1 protein-coding gene is annotated in these 13,424 nt (G+C 50.3%); it reads right to left on the bottom strand.

Going from position 1 to position 13,424, the window contains the following annotated elements; translation table 11 throughout:
* Positions 1 to 5: 5 nt before the first annotated feature.
* Complete coding sequence (locus G9F50_RS05160; protein WP_311388959.1) at positions 6 to 13,424, bottom strand: type I polyketide synthase; 13,419 nt, start codon at positions 13,422 to 13,424, stop codon at positions 6 to 8.

Here is a 13,424-nt window from a genome sequence, read left to right as displayed (position 1 = left end):
CTCTCTCATTTAAATGCTTTCCAGAACATTTTTTTCGCAGGAAGCTCTTGTTTCTCCGCCGGTGCGTCAGGCTCTTTTACCAGAGCCTTACGTCTTAATGACGGTGCCGGCAGCGGCTTTCTTTTCATTCGGGTATCTTTTTCTTCCCAAGCTTCCAGAATGACGTGGGCGTTCGTTCCGCCGTCGGCAAAGCAGTTGATGGCTGCTGACGGTCTGGCTGCATCCCATTTGCCGGCTGTTTTATGAAAATGAAAATCTGTCTTTGTTATATCAAAATGCGGCATCGGTTCGTCTCCTGAGAGAAACGGAACCGTTTGTTTATGCTTCAGCATTAATACGACTTTAATGAAGCTTGCGATGCCTTCTGCGCAAAGCGGATGCCCGATGTTCGGCTTAATTGACCCGATGCCGAGCGGAACATGCTGGCCAGAACGGTATACGGATTGAATCGCCTTCAGCTCAAGCAAATCAGTTACAGCGGAACCCGATCCGTTTGCTTCGATATAACTGATGTCTTCCGGCTTTTTGCCGCTTTTGAAAAGCGCGCTTTGCATGACATCTTTTTGCGCCTGCATATTAGGAGCTGACGGGCCTGCCGTTCTGCCGTCATTGTTCATGGCGGCGGCCTTAATGACCGCGTGTATCGTGTCGCCGTCTTTTTGCGCCTGGCTTACTGTTTTTAACAGCACCATGCCGACGCCTTCACCGAGGACAACTCCGCCTGAACGCTTGTCAAATACGTGAAATGCCGGCTTTTCGTTTAACAGCCCGCGCTCTTGGAACATCCGGTGCGCCGCATCCGTGTTCAGCAGGCTGACGCCGCCAACTACCGCCGCTTTGATATCGCCGCTTCTCAGTGCCTGAACGGCCATGTTCATTCCTGTCAAAGCCGATGAACAAGCCGTATCAAGCACGATGCTCGGCCCGCGCAGATCAAAAAATTGCGAAACATTTGCCGCTAAATAATTCTGCCCGCCCGCAACGATCGGGTTGCGGGTATTCGCAAGAATTTCAGGATCAGGCTGATGCTGGCTTCGGCCTCCGATATACACACCGGCCTCTATACCCTTGATTTCTTCACGGGAATAGCCGGCATGGCACCAAAGTTTCAAGCTCTCTTCCAACACCGCCAATGCCTGAGGGTCCATCGCTTTCGCGTCGTTTTCCGGAATGAAAAAGAATTCGGAATCAAAGTGATCCATATTGTCAATCAATCCCGCAACGTATTGATTTGCATATCCGAAACGTTCCGCCGGGACTGAGCCGATTGCGGACTTGCCGCTTCTCAGCAAGTCCCAATATTGTTCTAACGATTCCGCTCCCGGAAAACGGCAGCTCATTCCGACGACGGCAATGTCTTCAGTTACGGCATCACGCTTTTGTTCAGTATGAACCGTTTGTACGGCAGCCGGAACCAACATTTCTGTATCAGGTTCCTCCCTTTCTGCAAGCAGCGGCTGCCCATTGGATACAAGCCATTCGGCAAACGCGTCAATCGTCGGATGTTCATATAAAACAGACGGATCTAAGTCCTCTTTGAGCGCTTGATTCATTTGCTGTAAAAGCTGCGCTAAAATGATCGAATCAACCCCGTAATCCTGAAACGGTTCGTCTGTTTCCAGCTCTTCCGGAGCGATTTTCAGCTCATCGGAAAACAGTTTCACAAGCCACGCCTTCGTATCAAGAAGCAGTTCTCTGTCTGAATGTTTTTCCGCGGCTTTGCCGGTTATTACGGCTTTTTGTGTTTTCTCTTGACAGAGCAGCCTGTCAGGATGCCATTCGCTCCGATCAACGATAGCCGGCAGAACGGTCGGGCGGATGTTTTCAGATAAAATGCGATCCAGCAAGTCAAGTCCTTCCGCGTTGGACAGTCCCAGCAGCCCGGTCTGCTTCAGGCTTTCTGTGCGGACTTCACCCAATCCGGTTTCCTTCCAGTTCGGCCATTGAATGCTGACTAACGGATATTGATGCTGATGAGCCGCCGCGAAATAATCCATGTACGCATTTGCCATCGCATAATCCGACTGTCCCGCCGCGAGCGCCGGAACGACTGCAGATACTGAAGAAAATAAGACAAAAAATTGCAAAGGATCATTTGTGAAAAGGCTGCTTAATGTTTGAAGCCCTGCGACTTTCGGTTCCAGCACTTCTTGTATGTCGTCGGCAGTCTTTCTGATAAATGCCGGATTTACTGAATTAACCGATCCCGCACAATGAATGACGCCGCCGATCGGTCCCATCGTGCGCCGGATCGTTTCAATTTCCGCTGCCGCCGCATCATGATCAGACAATTTCAGACTGATCACCGCCACTTGCACTCCTTTTGCTTCAAGCTCTTCAATCGCCCGTATCTTCTCTTTCAGCCTCGTATTAACGGCTGACCGTTTATGACGGGGAGGAATCGGCTCCCTGCCTGTCAGCACTACTTTTTTCACGCCGTGTTTTTCTGTGAAATGGCGGGCGCATAAGAGACCCAGTCCCCTCGTGCCTCCGGTAATGAAAAGCACATGGTCTTCAGGAAACGGTGCGGGCTTATGTTCTGCTCGCTTCCCGCTTGGAATCTCCCTAAATAAAGCACGGTATCTCTGTCCGTTTCGGCGGCAGATTTCCGGTTCTGTGCTGTCCGCCGAAAATTCATCTGCAATCTGTTTGGCAAGCGTCTGCTGATCCGTATCTGTATCGGCATCCATGTGTCTGGACGTCACGTTTTGATACTCATTTTGAAGCATTCTGTACAGGCCGCTTTTTGCCGCTCCTGCAAGTTGAATCGTTTTCTGCTGAAATGGCTCCAAGCCTTTTGTTACATATAGCAGCGTCAGCGGCCGCGCTTGCCGGCGGCTTGTATCAATCAGAGTCTGGAGCCGGCTGATCCCTTCCAGTGAAGGGTCTTCGTCTCCGCATCCCGTCAGATCGATTGCGCCATCTATGTGATTCCAATCGCTAGCTGCAGTGTCAGCCGAATCGATCGGGAGAATGAATGAGTCAGCGATATGCTTTGCAGTCTCTTCGGCTAGCTCCGCTGTTCTTTCATCAGCCAGAATCATGACCGTCCTGCCGCTTTTCTCACCGGCCGAATCGATCTCACACGGAACCCATTGCTTATCTAAAAGCACAGCCTTGCGCCGGTCTTCTGTTTCCTGCGGTACGGCTTTCGGCTCAGGCAGCCAGTACGGCTCCTTCGCAAATGGGTAAGCCGGCAGACTGATTCTGCGGGGTTTTTCGCCTTGATAGAGTCTGTCCCAGTCCGTCTGAAGCCCTTTGGCCCACAATTCCGCTATTTTGGCGTATTTTTTCTTATCGAACCACGACCTGACAAGCTGCTTCAGATCATCGTCCGTTTCAAATGCTTTGATTTCTTTTTTTGCCGTTTTAATGTGGGCTTCATATATCCCTTCACCCGTATTTCCGTTTACAAAATCGGTTAAACGGCTGATCAGTTCTTCTCTCGAACCGGCTGTAACTGCAAGACGGTAATCCATCGCATCACGCCCGGTTTGAAGCGTGTACGCCATATCTGAAAGATTGATATTCTGATTGGCTTTTGCAAATTCGATCACAGACTCGGCATAGGTTTTTACCTGCGGCGCTTTTTTCGCCGACAGCACAAAAATGTTTGTCTCATCAGACTTACGGCTTCCCCGGTCTTTCGGCTGATACTCTTCGATAACGAGATGAGCGTTTGTGCCGCTGTAGCCGAATGAGCTGACACAGGCCCGCCGCGGTGCTCCGGCTGTTTCCCAAGGTTTGAGTTCGGTATTGACAAATAAAGGCGAGTCATCAAAATCAAAATGTTCATTCGGCGTGCTGAAATGAAGGGTCGGTACAAGCTGCTGATGTTTCATCGACAGCAGAACCTTCTGGACGCTTGCTACACCTGCTGCCGCCGACGTATGCCCAATATTCGATTTAACCGAACCGATGGCGCAAAATTGTTTGCGGTCCGTTTTTTCCTTAAATACAGAAGACAGGGCTTCTAATTCAATCGGATCCCCCTGCTTTGTGCCGGTGCCGTGCATTTCCGCATAGGTGATGCTCTCAGGGTGGATGTTGTGCGCTTCATACACTTGGCGCTCTAAATCCATTTGGCTTTTCGCGCTTGGTGCGGTAATGCCGTTGGTTTTTCCGTCCTGGTTAATTCCAGATCCGATAATGACTCCGTAAATATGGTCTTGATCGGCTTCCGCATCTTTCAGCCTCTTCAAAACGAGCGCCCCCGCGCCTTCGCCGGGCACAAATCCGTTCGCACTGTTATCAAATGCTTTACATTGGCCGTCAGGAGACAGCATTCCTGCTTCACACATGCTGATGTATGATTCAGGCGTTAAATACAAGGTCACGCCGCCGACAAGCGCCATGTCAATTTCATGATTCAACAGCGCCTGACGCGCCAAATGAGTCCCGACGAGAGATGAAGAGCATGCCGTATCGATCGGAATGGCCGGACCTTTCAAATTGAGATAATAAGGCAGACGGGCCGCCGCGATGCTGAAACTGTTGCCCGTCGCGCTTCCTCCTGTCTGATGTTTGTTTAACATCATGCCGTATTCATTGTTCATAATCCCCAAATAAACGCCGCAATTTTTCCCGTTTAATTCTTTTGAGCTGTAACCCGCATCTTCAAAGGCTTTAAAACCTTCCTGTAAAAATATCCGGTGCTGCGGGTCCATAAGTTCCGCTTCAGACGGAGAAATATTAAAGAACAGCGGATCAAATTCTTCAATGCCGTCAAGCATACCGATTGATCTGCAGTATACTTTGCCCTTCTTGTTCAAGGCCGGATCATAGTATTTGTCTACATCCCAGCGGGAAAGCGGGATGTCGCGAATGGCGTTTTTCGCACGGGCTAAGTTGTCCCAATACGTCTTTAGGTCCGGCGCATCCGGGTACTTGCCCGACATGCCGACGATGGCTATCGCGTCCGCCATCTCGTCTTTAGGCTCCCGTTTGGCCTGCACCGGTTCAGGTTCCTTTTGAACCGTTAATCTCTCAGGCTCGGCAGGTGTTTTCTCCTGCAGGGCGTGTTGCTGTGTAAGCGGCTTTGGACGTACGGGAACCGCCTGTTTTTTTCTTCCGCGGACGGACGGCTGCGTACGCAGAAAATCGGCAAATTGGCGGATTGTCGGATAATCATACACTTTCGTTACGTTACAGTCCGTGCCGTACCGTTTATTGACGGCCTTTATCCATTCAAGACCGGTAATCGAATCCATACCCAAGTCAATAAAGGCCTCATCAATATCTACTTCATGACGCTCCATGTACAATACATCAGCCAGTGCTTTTGATAACTCGTCATGCACTGCTTCAATCGGTTCTTCCGGTTCGGCGGAAGCTGCCGTTTCAGACATCGCCTCCAGAATATCCGCTTCTGCTTGTGTCACATGCTGCTTATGAGCGTTTAAAGGCTGCAGCATGATGTTTGACGGTTTTTTCACGGCCTCTGTTTTCTGCGGTTCGGTTGCTTCCTCAAGGATCGGTTCTGTCCCGAGCTCTTTTTGCAAGAAAGCCGCAAACTGGCGGATTGTCGGATAATCATATACTTTCGTCACCGTAAGGGACGTGCCGTATGCTTTATTAACAGCCTTTATCCATTCAAGACCGGTAATTGAATCCATGCCGATATCAATAAATGTGTCGTCTGCGTCGATATCGTCGGCATCCATATATAAAACGTCTGCCAAACTTTCGGTCAATACGGCACTTACTTTTTCAGCGGAAACCGCCGGACGGGAAGCGGGCTGTACGGTTCTTTTCGGTTTCGCGCCGCTCAAAGGCTGCAGTGTAATGTTTGACGGTTTTTCTTTGACAGTCTCCTCGTGAAGAGTTGTTACTTCAATGACCGGTTCCGGGACGGCCGCCGGTGCGATCGGCGCAGACTGTGTTTCGGCCGGTCTTTTGACAGCTGCATCTGCTGATATGTCGATCCAATAACGGTCTTTTGCAAACGGGTAGGCTGGGAGACTGATTTTTTGCGGTCTGCCCATTTGATACAGCTTATCCCAATTCAGCGGAAGGCCCTTCACCCAAAGCTCTAATACCTTTGCGGCTTTGCCTTTTTCAAGCCACGCCTCAATGGTTTTTTCCATGTCCTCATCAGCCGCAAACAGCGCCATCGTGTCTTTATTCTGTTTGACTTGTCCGCGGTAGAGCTGGTCAATTGACTCCTTGCCGCCCGTAAATTCGTCAAGCTTCTCTTCAAGCTCGCGCAAATTGCTGACAATCATTCCGAGACGCTCTTCCATCGGTTCACGGCCGATTTGAAGCGTATATGCGATCCGGCTCAGATCTGCTTCCCGGTAACGCCCGCTCCGCAGTGCATCAAGAAGACGTTCCGCCCGTTTTTGAAGCCGTTGCTCATTTTTCGCAGAAAGGACGATCATCGACGGATGAGGCGCGGCAAAAGCCGTCTCCTTATCCTCATCAGCGGAATATTCTTCGATGACGATATGAGCGTTGACGCCGCCGGCTCCGAATGAGGAAAGCCCCGCGGTTCTCGGCAGTTCTTTATTTACTCCGTTTTCATTTATGACCGGTCTTGTCCACTCTTCAAGCGTCTGCTGCACTTTAAACGGCGTAGCGAGAAAATCAATATTCGGGTTAAGCGTCCGGGAATGCAGTGACGGTGCGAGCTGCTTATGTTTCATTTGCAGGAGCACCTTCGTCAGACCCGCGATGCCCGCCGCGCTTTCACAGTGCCCGATATTGGATTTCGCTGAGCCGATGGCACAAAACTGTTTATCTTGTGTTTGTTCTGAAAAGGCTTTTGTCAGACCCGTGATTTCAATCGGATCGCCGAGTGAAGTCCCGGTGCCGTGGGCTTCGATGTAGCTGACCGCCCTCGGATCGGTTCCCGCGTCTTTTAACGCCTGTTTGATCACCGCGGCTTGGGCGTTCGGATTCGGTACGGAATACCCGTTTGTTTTTCCATCATGGTTCACGGCCGTTCCTTTGATCAGGCCGTAAATATGATCACCGTCCGCTTTTGCTTTAGAAAGCGGCTTAAGGAGTACGGCGCCCACTCCTTCACCGGGCACATAACCGTCTCCGCCTTCTCCGAAACTTTCACATCTGCCTTTGCTTGATAAAAATCTGTTCTGGCCGAGCATCAAATATTTATTCGGATGAACGGATACATTGACGCCCCCGGCAAATGCTGCCTCGCATTCCCCGTTCCGCAAGCTTTGGCATGCCAGATGAATGGCTGTTAAAGAAGAAGAGCACATCGTATCCAGAGCCATGCTCGGGCCGTTAAAACCGAATACATAGGAAGCCCTGTTCGCAATTGATGACGGATTTCCGGTCAGCGCAAGCGATTTTCCGCGCGCCTGTTCTTCGGCTCCGTAAAGCTGATATTCCTCGTACATGACGCCGACGTAAACACCGACATTGGCGCCAAGCAAATCACCCGATTTGTCCGTGAGCTTTTTGCGCGTGTAACCGGCATCTTCCATCGTTTCGTAGACACATTGCAGGAATAACCGCTCCTGCGGGTCCATCAATTTTGCATCCCGGGGTGAAATAGAGAAGAATTGCGGATCAAATTTGTCCACGTCTTTCAAAAATCCTCCCCATTTTCCGTACGTCTTGCCTTCTTTATCTTTATCAGCGTCGTAATAAAGACTGTGATCCCATCGATCGTTTGGAATTTCGGTTATGCAGTCAGTGCCTTCACTCAAATTCTTCCAAAATTCCTGAAGATTTTCGGCCTGCGGATATCGTCCTGATATACCGATAATCGCGATATCTTCACGCTCTGTCAGCTGCTGATTTTCCCGCGTGTCTGGACGGACTTGCGCAAAGCCTTTTTTGTCTTCATTCCGTTTGAAAACGGGCTTTACTTTCGCTTTCTCAGACAGCGCAGGTTTGGTTGCAGGGGTTTCTTCTGTTTTCATCCCGGTCACTTCCAGCAGCGTGTCCCGGTGTGCTTTCATAAAATACTGCGCCAGCGATTCGATATTCTGGTACTCGAAAAACAATGTTTTTGATAATGAGCCGAAGCTCTTTTCCAGCCGGCCCGTCAAATGCATAATCATAATCGAATCAATTCCGTAATCTTCCATAGGCGCTTTGGCATCAATTTTGCCGACAGGAAGTTTGGTCACTTCCGAAAGCACTTGTTTCAAGAAATGCTCCGTTTTTTCTGCAAGCATGTTCTCTCCGCCTGCTGTAAGACCCGCCGGTTCTTCGGTTTCGCTGCCCTTATCCGGCTGATCATCCGCTGATTTTTTCAGAAACGCCCGGATTTTTGCGGCGTAGCCTTCCGTCACCATGACTTGGGATGTGTTTGCCGCCCACCCGCAGTACAAAGCCTGAATGCCGTTTTCTGTTTGCATAGGGACCATGCCGCTTTCTTTTGTCAGCATGGCTTCCGTTTCAGCATCAACCGTCATGCCGCCGTCTTTCCAAAGCGGCCAGCAGATTGAAAGGGTGTGTCCATAGCGTTCATTTCGGGCTTTTTTACGGTTTCTTTTTTCACTGAAGGCGTTCATAAACGCATTGGCCATCGCATAATCAGCCTGGCCCGCGCTTCCGGCGCTTCCGGCTCCGGAAGAGAAAAGAATCAGAAAATCAAGCTCAATGTCCTTTGCCGCTTCATCAAGATGAACCAGCCCGGAGACTTTCGGCGCCAGTACATCACGGATTTCATCTTTGTGTTTTTTCAGAATATAGTTGTCTTTTATCGTTCCGGCGCTGTGTATGATACCGTTTAATCCGCCGTACTGCCGACAGATGTCCGCTGTGAGCGATTGAACTTCTTGTTTTTCCGTTATGTCCGTTTGTTTGTACACGGCTTGCGCGCCGAGATCGGACAGTTCTTGAAGCTGGGCTTTTTTACGGTTATCCAACAGAGAACGCCCCGTTAAAATAAGAACGGCGTCTTTTGCATGCCGGGCGATTTCTTTGGCGAATAAAAATCCGAGTCCGCCCGCACCGCCTGTGATCAGATAAACACCTTTATCCTTCCACGGCTTTTCGGCGCCGAACTGTTCAAGCCCTGTTTCCTGCCATTGTTCCGTATAGCGCTTGCCGTTTTCATAGCGAATATGCTTGTCATCAGGTTGAGCGCTGCATTCTTTTACATATCGGGACAGCGTGTCTGCCTTGACGTCCGGCTCCAATTCAATCAGCTGGCCGGTCAGGTTCGGGTTTTCAAGCGCCGCTGTTTTCAAAAGCCCCGTTAAGCCGCAAAGGAGCTGCGTATCCGCTTCTTGAGGCACGACAATCTGAATGAGCTCGCGCCCGCCGGAATTTGAAGCGAGGATTTTCTTCACTTCTTCGAAAACCTGAAGCGCACAAGCTTCAAATCGTTCGTCTTCACTCTTATGCTGATCACGGAGCACATGACAGCTGAAGTCTGTCTGTATGCTGTTCATTTGATCCGTAAACCGGTCAGATATCATCACGTGACGGGCTTTGAAATGGATCGGCGCTTTTTCATGTACAGCGGCCTTCTCTTCCCATACGTGTTCAAAAAATAGTGTATCTGTTTTATCCGTTTCAATTTCCCGTGCGGAATAACCAGTCATTTTCACACATACATTGCCTTGTTCGTCACATACATCAATATCCAGCTTCTGCACGGCATCTTCAGGCTTACTTTCGCCGCTGTACGCAATGGAAACCCACATATCGCTTTTACAGCTTTTCAACACATCAATCTGTTCGAGAGCAAACGGCAGCATCGGCCGTATGTCAGTCCCGTCTCTGTCAAGCATTAACCCGATTGTCGCGTGGAAGGCCGCATCCAAAAGGCTCGGATGGAGGACAAACTGATCTTTTGTATGAGAAATAGATGACGGGAGTGAGAGCTTCGCGAGCACTTTGCTGTCTTTTGCATAGATTTCCGTGACCGCTTTGTGAGCATCCCCGTATTCAATCCCCATTTGTTTGTATGCCTGATAGCAAGCGTCAGGTGTGATCAGACGGCGTGACTCTCTTAATTTGTCAATCTCGATTTTGGCCGGTTCGCCCGCTCGGACAAACGCTGCGCTTCCTTGTGCATAGAGAACGGGCTCTTGTTCCGAGGAAGCCGATTCACTGTAAACCGTAAATCCCATCTCTCCATTTTCTTCGTCATAAAGGCGGAGATACAGTTCTGCGGACTCATCCGCCGCTGTAAACGGACGTATCCATACGACATGTTTCAGACGGACTGTTCCTTCTTCCTTCGTTTCTGCCGCGTGTTCAACGGCCGCCCGAACCATTTCCAGATAAGCCGCGCCCGGTAACGTCCGCTCGTTTTTGACGACGTGATCTTTCAGGAAAAATTCTCCGCCGCTAAACGAGGACCGAAAACGGACGCCTGACATGTTTGATACATTTTCATGCAGGAGCGGATGCAGCATGCCTGCATTTTTTTGCGGCAGCGATTCTCTTTTCTCCGCCTTCGGCACCCAATACCGGATTTTTTCAAACGGATACGTCGGCAGGCTGATCCGATTCGGTTTGTTTTCAACGTACAAGAGCTTCCAATCCATCGTTCCTCCGCCGGCCCACTTTTCGGCAATCATCTCCAGTCTCCCGGAAGAAAGCCATTTATGTATCAAGTCCGGAGCAAGCTCTGCTTGTTTGCTTTTATCGGCTCGGTTCCGCCAGCACCCGCTGACCGTTTTACCCGCCAGAAAGCCTTCCAGCCGCTCTTTGAGCTGTGTCATATTCTGAGCGGTGAACGCAACCCGCTCCTCCATCTGTTCACGGCCGATCTGAAGTGTATACGCCGCATCCTCAAGCGGCAGGCCGGGATGAATAAATGCAGACAGCTTCGCAACGTACTCTTTTAGCCGTTCTTCATTCCGGGCTGAAACCGGGAAAATGAATGTCTGTTCTTCTGCCGGTTCAGCATTTGTTCCGTGTGATTCTTCAGGGATAAATTCCTCCAGAATGAGATGCACGTTTGAACCTGTCGCCCCGAAAGAGCTGATGCCCGCACGCCGGGGATATACGGTTTCGTTTCCGTTTTCCGTCACTGATGGCTGCTGCCATGCTTCGGTATGATGCTGGACGTAAAACGGTGATTGTTCAAAATCTAAATACGGATTCAGCTCCTTCGAATGAAGAGACGGCACCAAAGTTTTATGGTGAAGCTGCAGGGCAACCTTGCTTAAGCCGCTGATGCCCGCAGCCGATTCTGCATGGCCGATATTGGACTTCACTGATCCGATCGAACAGAACTGTTTGTCCTGTGTGTACTGGCGGAACGCCTTGACAAGGCCTTGAACCTCAATCGGATCGCCGAGAGAAGTTCCCGTCCCGTGCGCCTCAATATAACTGACCGTGCGCGGATCAATGCCCGCTTTGTCCAGGCATTCTTCAATCAAATCGGCCTGCGCGACAGGACTCGGCACGGAAATTCCGCTCACTGTCCCCACGTGGTTGACGGCACTGCCCTTTATCACCGCATAAATCCGGTCTCCGTCTTTTACCGCCTCTCGCAGCGGTTTTAATAACACGGCACCGATTCCTTCAGCCGGTACATAGCCGTCTCCGTCTTTCCCGAATGTATGACAAACTCCGTCTGTTGAAAACATGTCCCATAAACCGTATGTCAGATATTTATTCGGATGCAGCGACAAATTGACCCCTCCGGCAACCGCCGATTCACATTCCCCGCGCCGAATGCTTTCCGCAGCAAGGTGAACCGCAGTCAGCGAAGATGAACAGACCGTATCGACCGCCATGCTCGGCCCGTGAAAATTGCAAAAATATGAAACTCTGTTTGCGATTTGCGCATAATTAAGAGAAAGCGGGAATACATGATCTTCAGAAGAAGCTTCAGCCCCGACCAACGTATAATCCTTATGCATCACCCCTGCGAAGACGCCGACGCGCTGTCTCTTATTCCGTCCGCGCACCTCTGCGAGCGACTTCGGCGTATATCCGGCATCCTCAATCGTTTCCCAGCATGTTTGTAAAAACAGCCGTTCCTGAGGGTCCATTGTTTCAGCTTCCCGCGGCGTAATCCGGAAAAATTGGGGATCAAAGCAATCGGGATCATCAATAAATCCGCCCCATTTTGAAATGCTCTTTCCGGAAGGCGACTTTACATTTTCAAACCGGCGCCAGTCCCAGCGAGACTCCGGAATTTCGGTGACACAGTTTTTTCCTTCTTTCAGGTTTTCCCAGAATTCATGAATATTTTCGGCCTGCGGATAGCGGCCGGCCATGCCGATAATCGCGATATCTTCATCTTGCGGAACACTGCTTTTCCGGCTGTTTTCTGTTTGCGGCTCAACCGGCTTCTCCATTTTTGCCGGAGGCGCGCTGAAATGGCTCCCGTACTGCTCAGTCAGGAAAGCTGCCAGCTCTGCTGCCGTCGTATATTCAAACAGCAAAGTCGGAGAAAGGGTTTCGCCGATTTTTTCGCTGATCGTTTCGACGACGTCAAGCAGTCCGGACGATGTCAGCCCCATTTCATAGTAGCCGACTTGAGAATCAATCTGTTCAAGCGGCTTGCCGATTTTTTCAGCCATCAGATTCATGACATACCGCTCTGCTTCCTCATGCGGGTGTCCGCCTTCAAGCGATGCCGCAACTTCCGGTAAACCGGCTTTTCCAGGAGACTTCTCAGCTGGCTTTCGTTCTGTATTGATCAGCTCGGCATCCCGCACGAGCTTGCTTGTGAAATCTTTCAGCTCGGCTACTTTCCGGCCGGATGCGTTAAAAAACTCCAGTGTAATGTAAATGAGCTCCTTTTCCTGCCGAAGCGACGAACGTTTGATTCTCGTGATGCAGCCGGCCTGCAAAGGTTCGGAAGCTGTAAAAGATTCGTAGAAAAGAGGCAGAAACAGCCTCTTTTCCCCGTTTAACAGCGATGAGATCAATAGGTTTGCGCCGACGCCGCTTCCGTCAAGAAGAGTCGGATGGAACAAAAACCCCCCGGCCTGTCCCATCGCGTCTTTTCCGAGCGATACATCAAAGGTGACGCCGTCCCGCTCCTCAAACACTTCTCCTTCTGCTTTCATATATCCGCTGTGAACCAATTCCTGGCTTCTGCATTGTGCATACAGCTCATTTAAATCGATGGTGCGTTCCGCCTCGCGTTTGACAGAGTCAAGATCAAGCGTGTCACTGAAAACTGCGGGTGCCGTCTCGTGCATTTCCGCTTTGACGTAAATACGTTCTTCCGGCTGTACTCGTCCGCCGCTGACCTCAGCCCCTTTTGCGGTAAGTTTCCAGCGCCCTTCTTTTACCTTTGTACATTCAACCGTAAGCTTGACGGCGCTGTCTTCTTTCGCAATAAGCGGCTGATATATGGATAAATGGCGCAGCTGAAGCCCGTCGTATGAATAGCCGCGCTCTTTGAAAATCTGATAAAACATATCAATATAAGCCAATCCCGGAAGGACTTTTTGTCCGTAAACGTCATGATGTAAAATAAACGGATTTTTCAGCGATAAAGTGATTTGCTTATTGAAGTTCTTCAC

This window comes from Bacillus sp. EKM206B (genome assembly GCF_011066015.1).
In the GTDB taxonomy this organism is placed as follows: domain Bacteria; phylum Bacillota; class Bacilli; order Bacillales; family Bacillaceae; genus Bacillus; species Bacillus velezensis.
This window is presented reverse-complemented; position numbering and strand designations above follow the sequence as displayed.